General features: G+C 66.0%; 24 protein-coding genes. 13 read left to right on the forward strand and 11 right to left on the reverse strand.

Going from position 1 to position 20,852, the window contains the following annotated elements; genetic code table 11:
- Positions 1 to 73: 73 nt before the first annotated feature.
- Both ABE422_RS06995 and ABE422_RS07000 read left to right on the forward strand, forming a co-directional pair.
- Positions 74 to 514: a hypothetical protein gene (locus tag ABE422_RS06995; protein WP_346481735.1), complete on the forward strand. Its 441-nt coding sequence runs from the start codon at positions 74 to 76 to the stop codon at positions 512 to 514.
- 118 nt (positions 515 to 632) lie between these two features.
- Positions 633 to 1,118, forward strand: coding sequence for a glycine zipper 2TM domain-containing protein (locus tag ABE422_RS07000; RefSeq protein ID WP_019185918.1), 486 nt, complete (start codon positions 633 to 635; stop codon positions 1,116 to 1,118).
- Between the two features lie 84 nt (positions 1,119 to 1,202).
- On the opposite strand, the gene ABE422_RS07005 is transcribed toward ABE422_RS07000, so the two are convergent.
- The gene (locus tag ABE422_RS07005) at positions 1,203 to 1,406 is read right to left on the reverse strand and encodes a cold-shock protein (protein WP_019185917.1); all 204 of its coding nucleotides are present in this window, start codon (positions 1,404 to 1,406) and stop codon (positions 1,203 to 1,205) included.
- 231 nt (positions 1,407 to 1,637) lie between these two features.
- Here ABE422_RS07005 and ABE422_RS07010 point away from each other — a divergent pair, with 231 nt between their 5' ends.
- The 3 genes from ABE422_RS07010 (at position 1,638) to arsC (ending at position 3,796) form a co-directional block, all read left to right on the forward strand.
- Positions 1,638 to 2,123: a DUF456 domain-containing protein gene (locus ABE422_RS07010; RefSeq protein ID WP_346482778.1), complete on the forward strand. Its 486-nt coding sequence runs from the start codon at positions 1,638 to 1,640 to the stop codon at positions 2,121 to 2,123.
- 153 nt (positions 2,124 to 2,276) lie between these two features.
- A complete protein-coding gene (locus tag ABE422_RS07015; protein WP_346464624.1) occupies positions 2,277 to 3,443 on the forward strand; it encodes a phospholipase A in 1,167 nt (388 codons plus the stop codon).
- The gene (gene arsC, locus ABE422_RS07020; protein ID WP_313218836.1) at positions 3,443 to 3,796 is read left to right on the forward strand and encodes an arsenate reductase (glutaredoxin); all 354 of its coding nucleotides are present in this window, start codon (positions 3,443 to 3,445) and stop codon (positions 3,794 to 3,796) included. The genes ABE422_RS07015 and arsC overlap by 1 nt, the downstream gene beginning before the upstream one ends.
- 9 nt (positions 3,797 to 3,805) lie before the next feature.
- Here arsC and ABE422_RS07025 read toward each other — a convergent pair whose 3' ends face one another.
- Together ABE422_RS07025 and ABE422_RS07030 are read right to left on the reverse strand one after the other, a co-directional pair.
- Positions 3,806 to 4,159, reverse strand: coding sequence for a hypothetical protein (locus ABE422_RS07025; protein ID WP_346482727.1), 354 nt, complete (start codon positions 4,157 to 4,159; stop codon positions 3,806 to 3,808).
- Positions 4,160 to 4,336: 177 nt separating this feature from the next.
- Entirely contained in the window at positions 4,337 to 4,972 is a 636-nt protein-coding gene (locus tag ABE422_RS07030; protein WP_313218839.1) for a glutathione S-transferase family protein, read from the reverse strand.
- 160 nt (positions 4,973 to 5,132) lie between these two features.
- On the opposite strand from ABE422_RS07030, the gene ABE422_RS07035 reads away from it, so the two are divergent.
- Positions 5,133 to 5,768 carry a LysE family translocator gene (locus tag ABE422_RS07035; protein ID WP_313218840.1) on the forward strand — a complete coding sequence of 212 codons (636 nt, stop codon included), beginning with the start codon at positions 5,133 to 5,135 and terminating at the stop codon, positions 5,766 to 5,768.
- Positions 5,769 to 5,870: 102 nt separating this feature from the next.
- Here the strand turns inward: ABE422_RS07035 and ABE422_RS07040 are convergent, their stop codons facing one another.
- Positions 5,871 to 7,388, reverse strand: coding sequence for a fumarate hydratase (locus tag ABE422_RS07040; protein ID WP_019185911.1), 1,518 nt, complete (start codon positions 7,386 to 7,388; stop codon positions 5,871 to 5,873).
- Between the two features lie 153 nt (positions 7,389 to 7,541).
- Between ABE422_RS07040 and ABE422_RS07045 the strand changes: the two genes are divergently transcribed.
- From ABE422_RS07045 to ABE422_RS07065, 5 genes are all read left to right on the forward strand, one after another.
- Entirely contained in the window at positions 7,542 to 8,438 is an 897-nt protein-coding gene (locus ABE422_RS07045) for an RNA polymerase sigma-70 factor (RefSeq protein ID WP_346464626.1), read from the forward strand.
- 36 nt (positions 8,439 to 8,474) lie between these two features.
- A complete protein-coding gene (locus tag ABE422_RS07050; RefSeq protein ID WP_346464627.1) occupies positions 8,475 to 8,918 on the forward strand; it encodes a carboxymuconolactone decarboxylase family protein in 444 nt (147 codons plus the stop codon).
- Between the two features lie 238 nt (positions 8,919 to 9,156).
- The gene (locus ABE422_RS07055; RefSeq protein ID WP_259261553.1) at positions 9,157 to 11,028 is read left to right on the forward strand and encodes an ABC transporter ATP-binding protein; all 1,872 of its coding nucleotides are present in this window, start codon (positions 9,157 to 9,159) and stop codon (positions 11,026 to 11,028) included.
- A gap of 95 nt (positions 11,029 to 11,123) precedes the next feature.
- On the forward strand, positions 11,124 to 11,903 hold the full coding sequence (locus tag ABE422_RS07060; RefSeq protein ID WP_346482728.1) for a ferredoxin--NADP reductase: 780 nt from the start codon (positions 11,124 to 11,126) through the stop codon (positions 11,901 to 11,903).
- A gap of 203 nt (positions 11,904 to 12,106) precedes the next feature.
- On the forward strand, positions 12,107 to 12,652 hold the full coding sequence (locus tag ABE422_RS07065; RefSeq protein WP_313210322.1) for a TlpA disulfide reductase family protein: 546 nt from the start codon (positions 12,107 to 12,109) through the stop codon (positions 12,650 to 12,652).
- 307 nt (positions 12,653 to 12,959) lie between these two features.
- Here the strand turns inward: ABE422_RS07065 and ABE422_RS07070 are convergent, their stop codons facing one another.
- A complete protein-coding gene (locus tag ABE422_RS07070) occupies positions 12,960 to 13,442 on the reverse strand; it encodes a glutathione peroxidase (protein ID WP_313210324.1) in 483 nt (160 codons plus the stop codon).
- A 261-nt stretch (positions 13,443 to 13,703) separates the two neighbouring features.
- On the opposite strand from ABE422_RS07070, the gene ABE422_RS07075 reads away from it, so the two are divergent.
- Positions 13,704 to 15,875: a M3 family metallopeptidase gene (locus tag ABE422_RS07075; RefSeq protein WP_346482729.1), complete on the forward strand. Its 2,172-nt coding sequence runs from the start codon at positions 13,704 to 13,706 to the stop codon at positions 15,873 to 15,875.
- 122 nt (positions 15,876 to 15,997) lie between these two features.
- Here the strand turns inward: ABE422_RS07075 and ABE422_RS07080 are convergent, their stop codons facing one another.
- The 5 genes from ABE422_RS07080 to ABE422_RS07100 all read right to left on the reverse strand — a co-directional run bounded on the left by ABE422_RS07080 (position 15,998) and on the right by ABE422_RS07100 (position 19,585).
- Positions 15,998 to 16,393 carry a tetratricopeptide repeat protein gene (locus ABE422_RS07080; RefSeq protein WP_346466671.1) on the reverse strand — a complete coding sequence of 132 codons (396 nt, stop codon included), beginning with the start codon at positions 16,391 to 16,393 and terminating at the stop codon, positions 15,998 to 16,000.
- A gap of 92 nt (positions 16,394 to 16,485) precedes the next feature.
- Positions 16,486 to 17,067, reverse strand: coding sequence for a hypothetical protein (locus ABE422_RS07085; RefSeq protein WP_346481734.1), 582 nt, complete (start codon positions 17,065 to 17,067; stop codon positions 16,486 to 16,488).
- 159 nt (positions 17,068 to 17,226) lie between these two features.
- Positions 17,227 to 18,345 carry a cyclopropane fatty acyl phospholipid synthase gene (gene cfa, locus ABE422_RS07090; protein WP_346482730.1) on the reverse strand — a complete coding sequence of 373 codons (1,119 nt, stop codon included), beginning with the start codon at positions 18,343 to 18,345 and terminating at the stop codon, positions 17,227 to 17,229.
- 14 nt (positions 18,346 to 18,359) lie between these two features.
- Complete coding sequence (locus ABE422_RS07095) at positions 18,360 to 19,217, reverse strand: DUF3298 domain-containing protein (RefSeq protein WP_346482731.1); 858 nt, start codon at positions 19,215 to 19,217, stop codon at positions 18,360 to 18,362.
- Between the two features lie 65 nt (positions 19,218 to 19,282).
- Positions 19,283 to 19,585: a GNAT family N-acetyltransferase gene (locus tag ABE422_RS07100; protein ID WP_121041132.1), complete on the reverse strand. Its 303-nt coding sequence runs from the start codon at positions 19,583 to 19,585 to the stop codon at positions 19,283 to 19,285.
- 212 nt (positions 19,586 to 19,797) lie between these two features.
- Between ABE422_RS07100 and ABE422_RS07105 the strand changes: the two genes are divergently transcribed.
- Positions 19,798 to 19,977: a hypothetical protein gene (locus tag ABE422_RS07105; RefSeq protein WP_313210339.1), complete on the forward strand. Its 180-nt coding sequence runs from the start codon at positions 19,798 to 19,800 to the stop codon at positions 19,975 to 19,977.
- A 244-nt stretch (positions 19,978 to 20,221) separates the two neighbouring features.
- Here ABE422_RS07105 and ABE422_RS07110 read toward each other — a convergent pair whose 3' ends face one another.
- Positions 20,222 to 20,845 carry a rhomboid family intramembrane serine protease gene (locus ABE422_RS07110; RefSeq protein ID WP_019182898.1) on the reverse strand — a complete coding sequence of 208 codons (624 nt, stop codon included), beginning with the start codon at positions 20,843 to 20,845 and terminating at the stop codon, positions 20,222 to 20,224.
- Between the last annotated feature and the right edge of the window lie 7 nt (positions 20,846 to 20,852).

Raw genomic sequence — 20,852 nt, forward strand, 5'->3', positions numbered from 1 at the left:
GGCCCGGCCGGGACGCGCCGTGGACAGGACGCGTCGTACCATCGCCGCAGCCACCCTCACCGAAGCCCTCACCATGAACGACCCCGTGACCCCGCAGCGCCGCCCGTCCGCCGCGTACCGCTACCTGTTCGTCGGCCTGCTTGGCCTGGTGATCGGCCTGATCGCCACGGTGATGGTCTCGCGCGCCATCCAGGCCCGCCAGGATCCCTTCCCCGATTCGCTGATGCACGTGATGAACCGCCAGGTGCAGCTGCTGCAGGCCGCGCAGGCGCAGAACCGCTGCAGCCTGGCCGACACCGTGCCGCGGCTGCAGACGCTGCGCTCGCTCTCCAATGATCTGGACCTGGCCTTTCCCGGCCTGAAGGACAGCCAAGGCTTCCAGCAGCACGCCAGCGCCCTGCGCGCCACCCTCAATGAGGCCTTGGCCGCACCGCCGACCGACTGCCCGGGCATGGCCACGCTGGTGGAGAAGATCCAGGCGGACTGCAAGGCCTGCCACCAGGATTTCCGCTGATTCATCTTCCAGCCACGCTGGCGGCCCGGGATTGGCACGCTGTTCACGCAGCACAGGACACGATCTGCTCCATGCGCACCAGACGCATTCGACCACCCCTCTGGCCAGGAGATACACCATGAAGATTCAACTGATTGCCGCCGCTGCCGTTGCCACCGTCGCCCTGGCTGGCTGTGCCACCACCTCGCCGGGTTACGGCAGCAGTGGCTACAACAACGGGTACGGCAATTCCGGCGGCAACTACAACACCAACCGGTGTGCCGACTGCGGCATCGTGACCCGCATCAACCAGGTCGCTTCGGGCCGCAGCGCGCCGAGCGCGACCGGCGCGGTGCTGGGTGGCATCGTCGGCGCGGTCGCCGGCCATGAGATCTCCGACCACACCGGCGGCAGCCGCGGCAACAAGAACATCGCCGCCGCCGCAGGCGCGGTGGGTGGTGCGCTGGCCGGCAACCAGATCCAGAAGAACGTGACCAGCGATACCTTCGACATCACCGTGCGCATGGATGACGGCCGTACCGTGGTCGTCAACCAGCGCGATCTGGGTGGCATCCGCGAGAACACCTACGTCCGCGTGGTCAACGGCAAGGTGATCCTGCGCTGATCGGCGCAACGCACACGTAGACAAAAAAGGGCCCGCGCAAGCGGGCCCTTTTCGTGTTTCAACCAGGCAGGACCCGGTCTGCGCTCAGAGCGGCTTGACCTTGTCGGCCTGCAGGCCCTTCTGGCCAGTGACCACTTCGAACTCGACCGCTTGACCTTCCTTCAGGCTCTTGAAGCCCTGGGATTCGATCGCACGGAAGTGCACGAACACATCTTCGCCGCTCTCACGGCTGATGAACCCGAAACCCTTCGCGTCGTTGAACCACTTGACGGTGCCCTTCTCAGCCATCTCAGCTACTCCCTAACTGTCTTGTTGTTGGATACACCCGTACAGGCGGCTGACAGCAAGGGGAAGCGGGGTGCAACGATGCAGCGGATCTGGAAGATCTACCATCATCAGGCCACGATCCACGGTGACCTTGCCAAGCTCAGCGTCTGCAACTTAACCCGAGCAAAACGAAAAAGCAACTGGCCAAAACCTTCGGATGTCAACCCCATTTCAGGAACCATACTGGACAGCATGGACTATTCATTCATCTTGTACCTGCTAGCCGTCGTTCTGGTGCTCGTCGGCATTGCCGGCGTGATTCTTCCCGCCCTGCCCGGCATCCCGCTGGTGTTCGCCGGGCTGGTGCTGGCGGCATGGGCCGACGATTTCGTCCATGTGGGCTGGCTGCCGCTGACGGTCCTGGGCCTGTTGACCCTGCTGTCTTTCGCCGTGGACATCCTGGCCACGGTGGTCGGCGCACAGCGGGTAGGTGCCAGCCGCAAGGCCCTGTGGGGAACCTTCTTGGGCAGCATCGTCGGGGTGTTCTTCATGCCGATCGGCCTGTTCGTGGGCCCGCTCGCCGGCGCACTGCTGGGCGAGTACTGGCACACCCGCGAGCTGGGCCGCTCCACCAAGGTGGGCCTGGCGACCTGGCTTGGCATCCTGCTGGGGTTCGCGCTCAAGCTGGCGCTGGTGATCGCGATGCTGGGCCTGTTCGCGTTCGCCTGGTTCTTCTGAGGTCACCGCCAGACCGGGGCTTCACGCCCTGACCACACCATTGACCGGCATAAACCGGATCAGATCGACCGTGTCGTGCGCTGGCGGGATTATTCCTCAGCGGCCACACTGTGCCGGTTGACCCATTCATTCTTGTCACGCGGCCCTGCTCCCATGACCATGCCCCATTCCCGTTCCGTCCTGTTCACTGCCCTGGCCTTGGCCGGCACCGCCCTGCCCGCCGCAGCACAGGAGGCGGCACCGAAGCCGGCGTCACCGGAGGCCTGCGCACTGGTGGACACCGACGCAGCGCGCCTGGCCTGCTACGACACGCTGTTCGGGCGCACGCCCGACGTGACGCTGGCCGCCGATGCCGCCGCCACCGCCGCCAAGCAGGAGCGCCGGGAAGAACGTCATGCCGCCCGCAGTGCCGACGCCGACGCGCCCGCGACGCAGCGGGTCAAGCAGCGCCTCGGAGAAGTGTTCAAGAACGACGGCCATGAAGATGCGCTGGCCAATGCCGGCAAGGGCTCGCTGCTCGACAGCCGTTGGGAGCTCGCGCAGGACTCCAAGCTTGGCGCGTTCCAGCTGCGCGCCTACAAGCCGGTCTACCTGCTGCCCGCGTTCTGGACCAGCGACAAGAACCAGATGCCGCAGTCGCCCAATCCGGTCAACACGGTCACCACCTCGCAGCAGCTGGACAGCGCGGAACTGAAGTTCCAGCTCAGCTTCAAGACCAAGATCGTGGAGAACCTGTTCGGCGACAACGGCGACATCTGGGCCGGCTACACGCAGAGCTCGCGCTGGCAGGCCTACAACGCCGACAACTCGCGCCCGTTCCGTGAGACCAATTACGAGCCGGAAGTGATGATGATGTTCCGCAACGGCTACTCGATCGGCGGCTGGCGCGGGCGCATGAGCGGGATCGGCGTCAACCACATGTCCAACGGCCGCGCCGATCCCCTGTCGCGCAGCTGGAACCGGGTGATCGCCACCGTCGGCCTGGACCGGGAAAACTGGGCGCTGGTGCTGCGCCCGTGGTATCGCATCCCGGAAGACCGCAAGGACGACAACAACCCGGACATCTCCGATTACATGGGCCGCGGCGACGCGACCCTGACCTGGAACAAGAACGGCCACGAGGTCTCGCTGATGGCGCGGCACTCGCTGCGCGGCGGTGATCGCTCGCACGGCGCGCTGCAGCTTGATTACGGCTTCCCGATCAGCAACCTGCTGCGCGGCCATGTGCAGATCTTCGATGGTTACGGCGAGAGCATGATCGACTACAACCACAAGGCCACCTATGTCGGCCTGGGTGTGTCGCTGCTGGAGTGGTATTGATGGCGGTGACGATCTGGCACAACCCGCGCTGCAGCAACTCGCGCGGGGCGCTGGAGATCCTGCGTGAGCACGGCATCGAGCCGGTGGTGATCGAGTACCTCAAGACCCCGCCGGACCGTGCCACGCTGGCAGGGCTGATCACGCGCATGGGCATCGCCCCGCGTGCGTTGCTGCGCAACAAGGAGCCGGCCTATGGTTCGCTCGGGCTGGACGACGATGCGTTGTCCGATGCCGCGTTGATCGAGGCGATGGTCGCCCACCCGGAGCTGATCAACCGCCCGATCGTGGAGACCCCGCGCGGTGCACGCCTGTGCCGGCCGCCAGAGACGGTGCTGGAGATCCTACCGGCGTAAAACCGCGCCTCAGCTGCCGCCGCAGCGGCTGGTACACCGGTTGTTATCCTCCCCGCAGGTCAGCGCCGGCAGCCGGTTGCGGCAGTAGTCGCTGCTGGCCTGGCATGATTTACGCAGGTCCGGGTTGTCGATCTTGTCGCACTTCGCATCGCGCTGGGTCGCCACCCCGGCGCCACAGCTATCGCCGCTGCCAAATCCCGTACGGTTGGTCATGCAACTGTCGTACTGGCGTTGGCACTGCTGCATGCACTGGTTGGCGGCGGTGACCTCGCGCAGGCTGGGCGGGGCGGTGTGGAAATCGCCATCACTGCTGCAGGCGGTGACCAGCAGGATCAACAGCAGGGCGGAAAGCATCCTCGGCATCGTCGTGCTCCGTGTGGAAAGCATCCGGCCGTGGCCGGCATGTGTGCATGCCCGGAATGTAGCACTGCTTGTTTTCCGAATTAAGGCCGGGGTTCCCGGCGCGGTCGCAGACGCCTGTTGCGTTACATCGGCTGCGGCGCGCGTCGCATCTTCGACGCGCACATCGACTGACGTCCTTCAACGCCAGTCGGTGATGCCCTCGCGCCGGTAGACCTCGGCGAACGCCGGCCGTGCTTTCAGACGATCGGCGTAGGCCTTCAATGCCGGCCAGGTGTCACTGGGCGTGGGCATGTTGCGCGACCAGCGCATCAGCATCACCAGCATGAAATCGACCACGCTCAACGACTCGCCCAGCACATACGGGCCGCGCGTGGACAGATGCTCGGCCAGATGCTGCCACGCGCCTTCCAGCCGCTCGCGCGCCCGCTGGCGGGTCGCGTCCACGTGCTCGGGGCCCGCCATTTCCTGCGGGTAGAACCACGCCCGATACGCCGGTTGCACGGTATTGGCGCACCAGAACATCCAGCGGTACGCCTCGGCACGGTCGGCAGTCCCCGGGGCTGGCAGCAGGGCCGCTTCCGGATGGCGGTCTGCCAGATGCAGCGCGATCGCTGCCGCTTCGGTCAATACCTGCCCGTCCAGCACCAGCGTCGGCACCAGGCCCGCCGGATTCAAGGCGAGATACGCTGCATCCTTGTGCTCGCGCTTGTCGAAATCCAGCAGCACCAGATCGTGCTCGATCTGCAGTTCCAGCAACAGCCAATGGACGACCAGGGCGGCGGTACTCGGCGATCCATACAACGTGGTGCGCATGCTCAGGGCCTCTTGAGGGAGGCGCACAGTATGCGCTCGCGCTCCGTGCCATCACATGGGTACAGAGCACGGGCGATGGGGACGCGTTCTGTCTCTGCCACTGCGCCGCGGACGCTCGCAGAATGCGTCTTCTGCCCCGCCGCCAGCCCAGGATCCTCCCATGCCCGATTCGTCCGCTCTGCTCGCCTTCGGTCTGATTTCGCTGGGCATGGTGCTGACGCCCGGGCCGAACATGATCTATCTGATCTCGCGCTCGATCTGCCAGGGACGCACCGCCGGGCTGATCTCGCTGGGCGGTGTCGCGCTGGGTTTTCTGGTGTACCTGGTGTGCGCAGCACTGGGCATCACCGCGCTGCTGATGGCAGTGCCGCATGCCTACGATGTGTTGCGTTTCGCCGGCGCGGCGTATCTGCTGTACCTGGCCTGGCAGGCGCTGCGCCCTGGCGGACGTTCGCCGTTCCAGCTGCGCACGCTGGACCATGACAGCCCGCGCAGATTGTTCGGCATGGGGCTGTTCACCGCGCTGCTCAATCCGAAGATCGCCGTGATGTATCTCTCGCTGCTGCCGCAGTTCATCCAGCCCCATGGGCATGGCAGCGTGATGGTGCAATCGGTGGTGCTCGGGCTGGTGCAGATCGCGACCAGCGTCAGTGTCAACGCACTGATCGTACTGGCCGCCGGCAGTATTGCCACCTTCCTGGCCGGACGCCCGCGCTGGCAGACGGTGCAGCGCGGCCTGATGGGTACGGTGCTCGGCGCGCTGGCGGTGCGCATGCTGGTGGACGCGCGCCGCTGAGGAGAAGCACTGGCCAACGGTCGGTGCCTGCCCGCCTCAGCCACGAAAAACGGCGCCCTTGGGGCGCCGTTTTCGTGTGCAGCGTTATCGCGACGGGAAGCCTCAGGCGACGACGACCGGAATCTTGCCGATGCGGGCCTGCCACTCGCGCGGGCCGGTCTGGTGCACGGACTCGCCGGTGGAATCCACCGCCACGGTCACCGGCATGTCCTGCACGGTGAACTCGTAGATCGCTTCCATGCCCAGATCCGCGAAGCCGACCACCTTGGCCGCCTTGATCGCCTTGGAGACCAGGTAGGCCGAGCCGCCGACCGCCATCAGGTAGGCCGACTTGTTGTCACGGATCGCCTCGATCGCCGCCGGGCCGCGCTCGGCCTTGCCGACCATGCCCAGCAGGCCGGTCTGTTCCAGCACCTGGCGGGTGAACTTGTCCATGCGGGTCGCGGTGGTCGGGCCGGCCGGGCCCACCACTTCGTCGCGCACCGGATCGACCGGGCCGACGTAGTAGATGAAGCGGCCCTTGAGGTCGACCGGCAGCGGCTCGCCCTTGTCCAGCATCTCCACCATGCGCTTGTGCGCGGCGTCGCGGCCGGTCAGCAGCTTGCCGTTGAGCAGCAGGGTCTGGCCGGGCTTCCAGCTGGCGACGTCTTCCGGAGTGATCGTGTCCAGATCGACCCGGGTGCCCTTGGAGGCGTCATAGGTGATCTGCGGCCAGTCTTCCAATGACGGCGGATCGAGCATCACCGGGCCGCTGCCATCCAGCGTGAAATGCGCATGGCGGGTGGCCGCGCAGTTCGGGATCATCGCCACCGGCAGGTTGGCCGCGTGGGTCGGGAAATCCTTGACCTTGATGTCCAGCACGGTGGTCAGGCCGCCCAGTCCCTGCGCGCCGATGCCCAGCGCGTTGACCTTGTCGAACAGTTCCAGGCGCAGTTCTTCGGCACGGTTGGAGGCGCCACGGGCCTTGAGCTCGTTGATGTCGATCGGCTCCATCAGCGACTCCTTGGCCAGCAGCATCGCCTTCTCGGCGGTGCCGCCGATGCCGATGCCGAGCATGCCCGGCGGACACCAGCCGGCGCCCATGGTCGGCACGGTCTTGAGCACCCAGTCCACGATCGAGTCGGACGGGTTGAGCATGGCGAACTTGGACTTGGCTTCCGAACCGCCGCCCTTGGCCGCGACGATCACCTCGACGGTGTCACCCGGCACCACCTTGACGTTGACCACGCCCGGGGTGTTGTCCTTGGTGTTGATGCGCTTGCCGGCCGGATCGGCCAGCACCGAGGCGCGCAGCTTGTTGTCCGGATAGTTGTAGGCGCGGCGCACGCCTTCGTTGGCCATGTCCTCCACGCCCATCGTGGCGTCGTCCCAGCGCACGTTCATGCCGATTTCCAGGAACACGGTGACGATGCCGGTGTCCTGGCAGATCGGCCGGTGGCCTTCGGCACACATGCGCGAGTTGATCAGGATCTGGGCCATCGCCTCCTTCGCGGCCGGCGACTCTTCGCGCTCGTAGGCAGCGTTGAGGCTCTTGATGTAATCGACCGGGTGGTAGTACGAAATGTACTGCAGCGCGTCGGCGATGGACTGGATGAGGTCTTCCTGCTTGATCGATGTCACGACTTGCTCGCTTGCTGGAGGCTGGCGGGGTTGAACCGCCGATTTTAACAAGGACCGCCACGCGGCGTTGAGAATCGCTCGCGGTGGCCCGGTTTGGTGCACAGTGGCTGCCCAGCCTTGTCACAGCGGTCTGCCCGGCCGCGTCCTTCCGGCATGACCCCGACCGATACCTTCCAGACCCACCGCCCCCGCCTGTTCGCCCTGGCCTACCGCCTGCTGGGCAGCCGCAGCGACGCCGAGGACACCGTCCAGGACGCCTGGCTGCGCTGGCAGGGCACCGACACCGCCGTGATCCGCGATCCGGAGGGTTGGCTGGTCACCGCCACCACCCGGCTCGGGCTGGACCGGCTGCGCGCCCGGCGCAGCGCGCGCCTGGACTACGTGGGGCCGTGGCTGCCCGAGCCGCTGGAGATCACCCTGGACCCGGATCCGCTGCAGGACCCGGCCCAGCGCCACGCGCTGGCCGACGAGGTTTCCGTGGCGTTCCTGGCGCTGCTGGAGCAGCTCACGCCGGACGAGCGTGCTGCCTTCCTGCTCAAGGACGTGTTCGACTACGACTACCCGGACATCGCCCCGCTGCTGGAGCACTCCCCCGCCAACTGCCGGCAACTGGTGCACCGGGCGCGGCAGCGGCTGCAGACCGGCGCCCCACGCTTCGCGGTCTCGCCCGCGCAGCACCGCGACCTGCTGGCACGCTTCATGGACGCCTCGCAGCAGGGCGACCTGACGGCGATCCGCTCGCTGCTCGACGCCAACGCCGAGATGATCTCCGATGGCGGCGGTCGCGTGACCGCGGCGATCCGCCCCCTGCTGGGCGCTGAGCGTATCGCGCAGCTGTACTGGGCGATCGCCCGTCGCAATGGCCAGCATCCCGCCCAGCTCGGCCAGGTCAACGGCGAGCCGGCGATCCTGCGTTTTGCCGGGGACCAGTTGCACTCGGTCACGATGATCACGGTCGATGGGGAGCGCATCGTGCGCGTGCTCAGCGTGCTCAATCCGGAAAAACTCACCGCGCTTGTCACAGCGCGCGAGGCTGGCGCGTCCTCCTGATGAAGACGGCCATTGCGGCCGTCATGGAGTACTCACATGTCCGCTTCGCCCCGCGTTCCCTACACCCGTCTGGCCGCTGAGGCCTTCAAGGGCCTGCTGGCCACCAGCAAGGCCGTCCACGACAGCTCCATCGATCCTGTATTGATGGAGCTGGTGTTCATGCGGGTCTCGCAGATCAATGGCTGTGGCTACTGCATGGACATGCACGGCACCACCCTGCGCAAGGGGGGGATCGAACCGCGCAAGCTCGATACGCTGCCGGCCTGGCACGAGAGCCGCTTCTTCGATGCGCGCGAGCGTGCCGCGCTGGGCTGGGCCGAAGCGCTGACCCGGCTGAGCAGCGCAGCGCCGTCCGATGCGGCCTACGACGCACTGGCCCTGCATTTCGATGAGAAGGGCATCAGCGATCTGAGCATGGGCATCGCGGTGATCAACGCCTGGAACCGCCTCGGCGCCGGCCTGCTGCCGCCGCTGCCATAAGGAAAGGGTAGTGCCGGCCGCTGGCCGGCTCCGCATGATCGTCGTGCTGCACGGGTAGTGCCGGCCGCTGGCCGGCTCCGCACGATCGTCGTGCTGCACGGGTAGTGCCGGCCGCTGGCCGGCTCCGCACGATGCTGGATGCAACCTGGCGCCGGCCAGCGGCCGGCACTACCGGGCTGCGGTCCGCGTGCACTGAATTCATGCATCAACCACGGTCACGGCGCGCACAATACCGCCCATGCCCGCCTCCCCCGCTGCCGGTGCACCCGGCCAGAAGAATCCCAGCCTGCGCGAGCGCGTCAATGCGATGCGCAACCTGCCCCCGTTCCTGCGCCAGGTCTGGCAGACCAGCCCCGGGCTGACCCTGGCCAGCCTCGGGCTGCGTGTGATCCGTGCGTTGCTGCCGGTGGCGATGCTGTATGTCGGCAAGCTGATCATCGATGCGGCGGTACTGCTCAGCCAGCACGATGCGGGCTTCCCGCCGTTCGGCGAGGCGCTCTCCAGCGGGCTGCTGAACCCGCTGCTCGGGTTGCTCGCACTCGAGTTCGGCCTGGCCATGGCCTCGGACCTGCTCGGCCGCATGGTCAGCTACGCCGATACGTTGTTGTCAGAGCTGTTCACCAACGTCACCAGCGTGCGCCTGATGGAACACGCCGCCGAGCTGGACCTGGAAGATTTCGAAGACCCCGACCTGCAGGACAAGCTGGACCGCGCACGGCGCCAGACCATGGGCCGGATGAACCTGATGAGCCAGCTGTTCGGCCAGGTGCAGGACAGCATCACCGTGGCCAGCCTTGCGGTCGGCCTGATCGTGTACGCGCCGTGGTTGATCCTGCTGCTCGCGGTGGCGCTGATCCCGGCGTTCATCGGCGAATCGCATTTCAACGCCGCCGGCTACAGCCTCAATTTCCAGTGGACGCCCGAGCGTCGGCAGCTGGAGTACCTGCGCCAGATCGGGGCCAGCGTGGAAACCGCCAAGGAGGTGAAAATCTTCAACCTCCATCGCTTCCTGATCGACCGCTACAAACGGCTGGCCGAGAAGTTCTACCTGGCCAACCGCGCCCTCGCGCGCAAGCGCGCGATCTGGGGCACGCTGCTCGCCGCGCTGGGGACGCTCGGGTACTACGCGGCGTATGCCTACATCGCCTGGCGCACGGTACGCGGCGATTTCTCGATCGGCGACCTCACCTTCCTGGCCGGCAGTTTCCTGCGCCTGCGCCAGCTGCTCGAAGGGCTGCTGATCGGCTTTTCGCAGGTCGCCGGGCAAGCGCTGTACCTGGACGATCTGTTCTCGTTCTTCCAGATCGAACCGGAGATCCATTCGCGCCCGGACGCGGTCGCCATCCCGCAGCCGATCACCCAGGGCTTCGTGTTCGAGAATGTCGGATTCCGCTACCCCGACGCCGAAAGCTGGGCGGTACGCCATCTGGATTTCGACCTGCGTGCCGGCGAAGTGCTGGCGCTGGTCGGCGAGAACGGTGCCGGCAAGACCACCCTGGTCAAGCTGCTGGCCCGCCTGTACGACCCCGACGAAGGCCGCATCCTGCTTGATGGCCGCGACCTGCGCGATTACGACCTGGATGACTTGCGCGCCAACATGGGCGTGATCTTCCAGGACTTCGTGCGCTACAACCTCAGCGCCGGCGAGAACATCGGCGTCGGCCTGGTCGAGGCGATGACCGACGACGCCCGCATCCGCGATGCCGCGCGCCGCGGCATGGCCGATGAAGTGATCGCCGGCCTGCCCGGCGGCTACGACCAGCTCATCGGCCGCCGCTTCAAGATGGGCGTGGACCTGTCCGGCGGTCAGTGGCAGAAGATCGCGATCGCGCGTGCCTACATGCGCGATGCACAGGTCATGATCCTGGATGAACCGACCGCGGCGCTGGATGCGCGCAGCGAGTTCGAGGTGTTCCAGCGCTTCAAGGAACTGTCCGACAACCGCACCGCGGTGCTGATCTCGCACCGGTTCTCCTCGGTGCGCATGGCCGACCGCATCCTGGTGCTGGCCGGCGGCCGGATCGAGGCCAGCGGCACCCATGCCGAACTGATGACCCAGGGCGGACGGTATGCCGAACTGTTCGAGCTGCAGGCCGCCGGGTACCGCTGAAACCCAGACGCGACAGGCCTGTCCGGCCAGTCAATGAGAATTTATCTCATTTGAGATAAACTAGACCCGACGAAACCGACCAGAACCCCACCCCCATGTCTTCCGCTTTTGGCGCCGAAACGGTGCTTGAGGTCCGTCACTGGACCGACGCCTACTTCAGCTTCACCACGACCCGCGACAGCGGCTTCCGCTTCGAGAACGGCCAGTTCGTGATGATCGGCCTGGAAACCGAGGCGCGCCCGCTGCTGCGCGCGTACTCCATCGCCAGTGCCAACTGGGAAGAAAACCTGGAGTTCTTCAGCATCAAGGTCCAGGACGGCCCGCTGACCTCGCGCCTGCAGCACATCAAGCCGGGCGACAAGGTGCTGGTCGGCAAGAAGCCTACCGGCACCCTGCTGATCAGCGACCTGCACCCGGGCAAGCACCTGTACCTGCTCGGCACCGGCACCGGCCTGGCGCCGTGGCTGTCGGTGATCAAGGACCCGGAAACCTACGAGCGCTTCGACAAGGTGATCCTCACCCACGGCGTGCGCTACGAAAAAGACCTGGCCTACCGCGACCTGTTCGAGAAGGAACTGCGCGAGCACGAATTCCTCGGCGATATGATCGGCGACAAGCTGCTGTACTACCCGGCCGTCACCCGTGAGGCGTTCCCCAACCAGGGCCGCCTGACCTCGCTGATGGAAAGCGGCGAGATGCAGAAGACCCTCGGCCTGCCGCCGCTGGATCCGGAAAACGACCGCGTCATGATCTGCGGCAGCCCGCAGATGCTGGCCGACCTGCGCACCGTGCTGGACAGCCGCGGCTTCCAGACCTCGCCGCGCATCGGCACCCCGGGCCACTACGTCTTCGAGCGCGCGTTCGTCGAAAAGTAATCGCGGCGCCGGGCTCCGCCCGGCTGATCGACGAACCTGCGCGCCAGCCGGGCAGCGCCTGGCTCTACGGGGCTGATTCGCCAACCGCAGCCCTGCCGGGTAGAGCCGACCGTTGGTCGGCTCCCGCGGCAACGATCGCATGCACGTTGGGCTATATTCCGCGTCAGCCCGGCAACGGCCGGGCCTGACCTGGAGCCGTACCGATGATCAGGAAGATCCGCCCCGCCCTCGCCTGCCTGCTGCTCGCCATGAGCCTGGCTGCCAGCGCCGCCGCGCCCGCAACGCCCTCACCGAAAGCCGGCGATATCCCGCCGCAGATCCTGGGCAAGGACCGCCGGGGCAATGTGGTGGACCTGGCCAGCCAGCGCGGCAAGGTCGTCATCGTCACGTTCTGGGCCTCGTGGTGCGGCCCGTGCCGCAAGGAACTGCCGATCCTGGGCCAGCTGCAGAAGGTCATCGGGCATGACGCGCTGCAGGTCTACGCGGTGAACCTGAAGGAACCGCGCGCCGATTTCGCCGCCATCGCCCGCAGCCGCAACGCCCCGCCACTGGACTACATCCACGACGCCAAGGGCGAGGTCAGCGACCAGTACGGCATCCAGACCATCCCGCACATGTTCATCATCGGCCACGACGGCAGCATCGCCGGCGTGCATCGCGGCTACTCCGAGCAGAGCCTGCCGAAAATCGTCGACGACATCCTCGCCCTCCTGCCCGAAGACGTGCGCAACCGGAAAGCAGGCGGCTGATTCCACCGCTGCGGTGTAGAGCCACGCCATGCGTGGCTGGAACGTCGGCGATCCGATGATGCGAGCCGGTAGAGCCACGCCATGCGTGGCTGGAACGTCGGCGATCCGATGATGCGAGCCGGTAGAGCCACGCCATGCGTGGCTGGAACGTTGGGCGAACCGGTGATGCGAGCCGGTAGAGCCACGCCATGCGTGGCTGGAACGTTGGGCGAACCGGTGATGCGAGGAGCCGGCCAGCGGCCGGCACTACCGGGATCACGGAGCCGGGCAGAGCCCGGCGCTACGCCGGCGCTGCCTCGCTCCGGCGTTACGCCAACGCCGCCTCGATGTCGCCGCGCAGCGACTCGGGCTTGTCGGTCGGCGCATACCGCGCCAGCACCTGCCCATCGCGCCCGACCAGGAACTTGCTGAAGTTCCACTTGATCCCGCGCGTGCCCAATACCCCTGCCTTCTCGGCCTTGAGCCACTGCCACAGCGGATCAGCGCCGGCGCCGTTGACCTCGACCTTGTCCGACATCGGGAAACTGACCCCGTAGGTCAGCGAGCAGAATTCCCCGATCTGCGCCGCATCGCCCGGCTCCTGGTGCCCGAACTGATCGCAGGGAAACCCGACCACCACCAGCCCCCGTGGCCCGAACTCCCGCCACAGCGCCTCCAGCCCCTCGTACTGCGGCGTAAAGCCGCACTTGCTGGCCACATTGACCAGCAGCAACACCTTGCCCCGGTACTGCGCCAACGCCTGCGGCTGGCCGGACAGGTCCACGAACGGGAAGTCGAAGGCAGTGGTCATGGCAGGGGATTCCGGTGGAAAGACCTCATCTTAGCTTGCCTGCTGGGCTCGTCCTGCACGGCTGGGGAGCCGGCCAGCGGCCGGCACTACTGCTCCCAATCTGGCCACACGCCGCTTTTTAAGGCGCCAATCAACTGTCCGGCGCCGCAGTTGCTTTCGCCATGCCCCGGCCGTGGTCCGGCCAAAACATGCCTTTCGACACAAGCCCCTCCGCAACGGCTCGGGTTACCCTCAAAGACTTGTCTGACCGGAGAATTCCCCTTGACCACCCGTCTTGCCCTCGCCGTCGCCGTGACCCTCGGCCTTGCCCTGCCCGCCTATTCGGCCACCGCCGCCACCCCGGCCGCGACCAGCGCCCAGCAGGCCAACCCGTTCTTCGCCGACAGCCCGCTGCCGCTGCACTTCCCGCAGTTCGACAAGATCAAGGACAGCGACTTCGCGCCCGCCTTCGACGCCGGCATGGCCCAGCAGCTGAAGGAAGTCGAGGCGATCGCCAACAACAAGGCCAAGCCGACCTTCGACAACACCCTCATCGCCCTGGAAAAGAGCGGTGAGACCCTGGACCGCGCCACCACCGTCTTCTTCAGCCTGGTCGGTGCCGACACCAACGACGCACGCAAGAAGCTGCAGGCCGATTACTCCGCCCGCTTCGCCGCGCACAGCGACGCGATCGCGCTGAACGGCAAGCTGTTCGCCCGCATCCAGACCCTGTACGACACCCGCGCCCAGCTCGGCCTCGACGCCGAGGGCGTGCGCCTGGTCGAGAAGTACTACGAGAGCTACGTCCGCGCCGGCGCCAAGCTGTCCGAAGCCGACAAGACCAAGCTCAAGGAAATGAACGCCGAACTGGCCAACCTGGGCACCAAGTTCAGCCAGAACGTGCTGGCCGAAGTGAACGCCTCGGCGATCACCGTCGATGACGTCAAGGAACTGGCCGGCCTCTCGCAGGAGCAGATCTCCGCCGCTGCCGAAGCCGCCAAGGCCCGTGGCCAGGACGGCAAGTACGTCATCACCCTGCTCAACACCACCGGCCAGCCGCCGCTGACCAACCTGGCCAACCGCGCGCTGCGCCAGAAGATCTACGAAGCCTCCATCACCCGCGGCAGCCGCGGCGGTGAGTACGACAACACCGCCCTGGTCTCGCGCGTCATGCAGCTGCGTGCCGACAAGGCCAAGCTGATGGGCTTTGCGAACTTCGCCGCCTACAACCTGACCAACCAGACCGCCAAGACCCCCGAAGCGGTCAACGCCATGCTCGGCCAGCTCGCCCCGGCCGCCGTCGCCAACGCCAAGCGCGAAGCCGCCGACCTGCAGGCGATGATCGACAAGGAGCAGAAGGCCGCCGGCAAGCCCACCTTCAAGCTGGAAGCCTGGGACTGGGCGTTCTACAGCGAGAAGGTCCGCCAGGCCAAGTACAACTTCGACGAATCCCAGCTCAAGCCGTACTTCGAAATGAAGAACGTGCTCGAAAACGGCGTCTTCCACGCCGCCCAGCTTGAATTCGGCCTGACCTTCAAGCAGCGCACCGACCTGCCGGTCTACCACGAAGACGTCACCGTCTATGACGTGTTCGATGCCGACGGCAGCCAGCTGGCGATCTTCATCTTCGACCCGTACGCACGCGCCTCCAAGCGCGGCGGTGCGTGGATGAACTCGTACGTCTCGCAGTCCGAACTGACCGGCTTCAAGCCGGTGGTCGCCAACCACCTCAACATCCCCAAGCCGCCGGCCGGCAAGCCGACCCTGCTGACCTGGGATGAAGTGACCACCACCTTCCATGAATTCGGCCATGCCCTGCACGGCATGTTCTCGAACGTGAAGTACCCCTACTTCTCGGGCACCTCGGTGCCGCGCGACTTCGTCGAGTTCCCCTCGCAGGTCAACGAGATGTGGGCCGATGATCCGGTCATCCTGAAGAACTACGCCAAGCACTACCAGAACGGCACGGCCATGCCGCAGGCCCTGCTCGACAAGGTCGTCGCTGCCGCCAAGTTCAACCAGGGCTTCGCCACCACCGAGTACCTCGGTGCGGCCATGCTCGATCAGCGCTGGCACCAGATCGGCCCGGACCAGGTGCCGGCTGCCAAGGACGTCATGAAGTTCGAAGCCGATGCCCTGGCCAAGGACGGCATCTTCTACGCGCCGGTCCCGCCGCGTTACAAGACCCCGTACTTCAGCCACATCATGGGCGGCTACTCGGCCGGCTACTACGCCTACATCTGGTCCGAAGTGTTGGATGCCAACACCCAGAAGTGGTTCCGCGAGAACGGCGGCCTGAGCCGCAAGAACGGTGACCACTTCCGCCAGACCCTGCTCTCCAAGGGCGGCAGCGTCGATGCGATGGAGCTGTTCCAGAACTTCGCCGGCCACGCCCCGCAGATCGAGCCGCTGCTCGAAAAGCGCGGCCTGACCTCCGGTGACAGCAAGAAGTAAGCGTCCGCTGCAACGACGTGCAGTACAAAAAACGCCCGGCACTGCCGGGCGTTTTTTTTGGTTCTTCTACCCATGGCGATACGGACGTGACGGTAGGTACCAACCGTTGGTTGGTGCGACCCTCAATGCGCCTGCGGGTCGAACCAGGCTTCCCAGGTAAACGGTGAGGCAGCCATCGTGCGCGCCTGTTCGAACGCCGCCCTCGCCTGCGCCGTGCGCCCGGTATTGAGCAACGCCACGCCAAGGTTGAATGCCGCATGCCGATCGTCGCTACCCAGCGCCAACGCCCGCTGCAACACCTCACGCGCACGGGCGTACTGCGCGCGGTCACAGGCAACGGCGCCGAGCCCGGTCAGGAGCAGCGGATCTTCGCTGTGTGCCGACAACGCGGCCTCCAGCGTGGCCGTGGCCGTTGCAAGTGCAGCGTCCGCATCACGCGTACCGGCGAACGCGGCCTCCACCTCGCTGCGGGCGCTCAGCAACGCGTGGACTACGACGGAAGAAACGGCGTCATGCATGCGGCGCAATGCTAACGGGAAACACACCCGACCGGCGATGCCGGGCGGGATCAACGCGGCTGCCAGCGCTGTGCCGGCAGCCGCAACCGCGCTTAGTTCGAGGCGGTGGTATAGACGTAACCCAGCGGCGATCCTGCCTGGTCAACCTTCGCCTTCACCTTGAAGTGGAACGCCGGCAAGTTGGAGCCGCTCATCCGGCAGTTTTCGGTCTCGGTCACATTGCAGGTGTACGCCTGCTCGGTCGGCTCGAAACCCATGCCGATGTACATGTCCAGATCTGGATTGGTGCGCAGCATGGTGGTGGTGTAACGGTTCGCCCTCGGCTTGATCACACCGGAGATCGTCTCACCTGCCATCAGCGTTACAGTCATGCCCGCCGTGCGTGAGCCGCCCGGCGCCGTCTGCAGGTTCCAGGACAGGCACACCATGTCGGACGGATCAGTGCACGCCACTTCTTCCACGTCGTAGGCCTTGCGCGCGGCCGACGCCTGGCTGGCCAGGGTGCAGGCGAACAGCACCGCGATGGCGCTGGCGAAATGGGTTTTCTTGTTGCTCGTCATCTGTTGATCAACTTCATGTTGGGAACGGATGCCATCGCGAACCGCAGCCGAGAGGCCACGGCGCGCAACGACCGCGCCAACTTGGCCATGCGGCGGCGGCGAAAAACTGCGCACCGAGCCACGTATCGTCCGGTCCCGCAGCGCAGCGTGCCCGCGAGGCATTGAACGACCCAACCGCGACACATCGTGATTCTTTCAGCCTATCGAAACTGAACGAATGCAATCCCGTAATAACGCCTCGAGGGGCGACACGCGGTATCCATGCCGATCCCGTCAGCGCGGCGCCACATACCCACCCGGCACCCCATGCGGCGACAGCACCAGCTGCCACAGCTGCGCATGCCGGCAACGGAAGCTGGCCATCGAGGCGGCCAGGTAGAAACGCCACATGCGCTTGAAGCGTTCGTCGTAACGCTGCGGATCCAGCTGCGGCCACGCGTTTTCCACGTTCAACCGCCACGCCTGCAGCGTCCGGTCGTAATCGGTGCCGAAGTTGTGCCAATCCTCCAGCACGAACAGCCCTTCAAACGCGGCGGTGAGCTGGGCGGCCGAGGGCAGCATCGAATTGGGGAAGATATAGCGCGCAATCCAGGGATCGGTGCGGTGGCGCGACTGGTTGCCGCCGATGTTGTGCAGCAGGAACAACCCGTGCGGATGCAGGCAGCGCCGCGCCACCTCGAAGTACCCGCGATAGTTCTTGTCGCCCACGTGCTCGAACATGCCCACCGAGAAGATCGCGTCGAAGGTCTCGTTGAGGTCGTGGTAGTCCTGCAGGCGGATTTCGATCGGCAGACCGGCACACAGCTGGCGCGCGTACTCGGCCTGCTCCTGCGAAATGGTGATGCCCACGCCGGAGACGCCATAGCGTTCGGCGGCGAACTTCAACGCTTCGCCCCAGCCACAGCCGATATCCAGCACGTGCTGGCCGGGGCGCAATTCCAGTTTGCGGCAGATCAGGTCGAGCTTGGCCTCCTGCGCCCCGTCCAGGTCCTGCGCGTCGCGCCAGTAACCGCAGCTGTAGACCAGGCGCTGGCCGAGCATGGCCTCATACAGGTCGTTGCCGAGGTCATAGTGGCGCTTGCCGACTTCGAAGCTGCCACCGCCCGCCTGCAGGTTGAACAGGCGCGCCTTGAGTCCATCGGCCACTTCGCGCCAGCTGTGCACGCGCTCGTCCAGATGAGCCTGCATCAGGTGATACAGGAAGCCGTCCAGCGAGGCGGCGTCCCACTGGCCGTCCATGTAACTCTCGCCCAGGCCGAGCGAGCCCTGGGCCATGACCCGCGCGTAGAAGCGCGGGTCGTGCACCGTGATGTCCTGCGGCTGGTCACCGTCAACGGTGACCCCCGCCTCATGCAGCAACCCTGTGACCCGTCGTTGCAGCCCAGCGTCCACGTCGCCTCCGTCGATCAGCCCCGGGCGAACAACCCCGCGACATCCTGCCCCACGTGCGGCACCAGCACGGCGGCCGGGACGTCCACGGTCTGCGTGCCGTCCGAGTACGGCCCTACCTGGTAGGGCGGGAACACGAAGCGTATCGCAGAGATGCGCCCGTCGGAACCGGTCAGCGGCTGGAACTGCCTGAAGTTGTCGGCACTTGGCCCGGTGCCGTCGGCGATCATCCGGCTGGCATTGCGCAGCGATTCCTGCATCTGCGCCGGTTCCATTTCATCGCCGCTCAACCGGGTCGCCACGCGCTTGCGCAGCTGGTCGGCCACGTAATCGCTGATCGCCTTCCAGCCCTTGGCATCGGCCACCAGCTTGTCGGCGGTCAGCATCTGCTGCTGCTCCGGCAGCCACACAAAGCGCGCCACCAGCGGCTCACCGTGGGCGCCGCCGGTATAGCGGCTGCCATCGGCGGTCACCACCACCAGCTGCGGCGTTTCCAGCACCTTCTCGAAGGTCAGCGAAAGCTCGTAGGGCATGGTCGGCTTGTCGTTGCCCAGCCCGTCCAGCGCCTGCTGCAGCTCTGCCCGCGCACTGTCGGCATAGCCACCCAGCGCCTTGGCCAAGCCCGGATACCGGGCGATGTCCGGCGGGTAGGTGATCCCGACCACGGCCTGCGGCGAGGTCTCGATCACATCGCGCAGCTCGACCGGTGCGTCTGGAGCCACCGCGGGCGCGACGGCTTCGGCGGCCGTGTCGACCGGCGCCGCCGGTGCTTGTGTGTCGCCGTCGTGCTTGTTGCAGCCTGCCAGCACCACCACGCCCATGGCCATGGCCAACGCGCTGGCGCGCAGCGCGCGACGGTTTCCTGCGATGTTCATCCTGAAATCCCCTTGTTGTAACCCACCATCATGATCGGCCATCCCTGAAGCATGACCCGCTGTCGTCATCGGACCAGCAGGTCGTCGTACTCCTCGTGCCGCTGCAGGAACGCCTCGGCGTAAGCGCAGGCCGGCACCACCTTGAATTTCTGTTCGCGCGCATAGCGCAGCGCCACCTTGGTCAACTCACCCGCCACGCCACGGCCGGCGATCGGCTCCGGCACCTCGGTATGGGTGATGATCATCCGCTTGCGCTTGATCTGGTAATCCAGCAGCGCCAGATGCCCTTTGACCCGTGCCTGGAAGCGGTGATTGGCCAGATCGTGCTCCACCTCGTAAGCCAGTCCGGGCGGCGTGACCGAAGCCATGAGCGGTGTCTCCTGCGGCGACTGCAGCGATAGTGCGCAGCCGGCCGCCATGATCGCGTGAAGCCTGAACAGGGGCAAGCAGCGACGTGCTGCGTCACATCCCGCCCTAAAGCCCGGCGCCTGCAGGCCGATACCGGAGTCGGACAGGGCGTGAAAGCTGGCATGGCTTTTGCGAAGACCTGCCTGTACGCACCCGCTTTCCGGAGGTCCGCATGGACAACACTGCACCTGCCCCCGCCCCCCACGGCGACGCCGACACATCCCTGCTGGAGGGCTTGTTCCAGTTGGCCGTGAATGGCCAGACCCAAGGCTGGGAATTCGACCAGATCGACAACGAGGTCTATGCCCGCCTGCTCAGCACCTATGGCGTAGACGGCAAGAAGGCCGCCTGACGGTTGCCGGGCTCACGACCAACGGTCGTGAGCTACCCCGGCCAGACACGTCGTCGTAGGTACCGACCGTTGGTCGGTACGCCCCACCCCGCGCCAGATACCACGTCGCAGGTACCGAACGTTGGTCGGTACGCCCCACCCCGCGCCAGATACCTCATCGTAGGTACCGACCGTTGGTCGGTACGCCCCACCCCGCGCCAGATACCTCATCGTAGGTACCGACCGTTGGTCGGTACGCCCCGACTCAACCGCCGAGGCGGAAGGTCGGGTTGCTCAGCTCACGCAGGAAGTGGCTGAAGATGCTCGGCTGCATGGCCAGCATGAACAGCACACCGAAGGCCGCACCGGCCAGATGCGCGCTGTGGTTGATGCGATCGCCGCCGCGGCGGTCCATCCAGATGCTGTAGCCGACATAGAACACGGCATAGATGATCGCCGGCGCCGGAATGAACAGCACCAGGATGATCGACCACGGCTTGATCAGGATGAAGGCGAACAGCACCGCCGATACCGCGCCCGATGCGCCCAGGCTGAGGTAGTTGGGGTTCTTCTGGTTCTTCAGATAGCTCGGCAGGATCGACACCAGCAACGCACCCAGGTAGAACGCCGGATACGTCAGGTAGCTGCCGCTCAGCTGCAGCATCACCTGTTCGATGAAGCCGCCGAAGAAGAACAGCGTGATCATGTTGAACGCCAGGTGCGACAGATCGGCGTGGATGAACCCGTACGTGATCAGGCGATCGTACTGACGGTTGCGGTCCACCGCCGGCGGCCACAGGATCAGGCGGTCGGCGAGCGCACGGTTCTTGAACGCCATCCACGACACGATGACGGTAATGGCGATCAGCAGCAGGTTGACTGGGGTCATGTCAGGC

The organism is Stenotrophomonas sp. TWI1151 (genome assembly GCF_039673135.1).
GTDB lineage: Bacteria > Pseudomonadota > Gammaproteobacteria > Xanthomonadales > Xanthomonadaceae > Stenotrophomonas.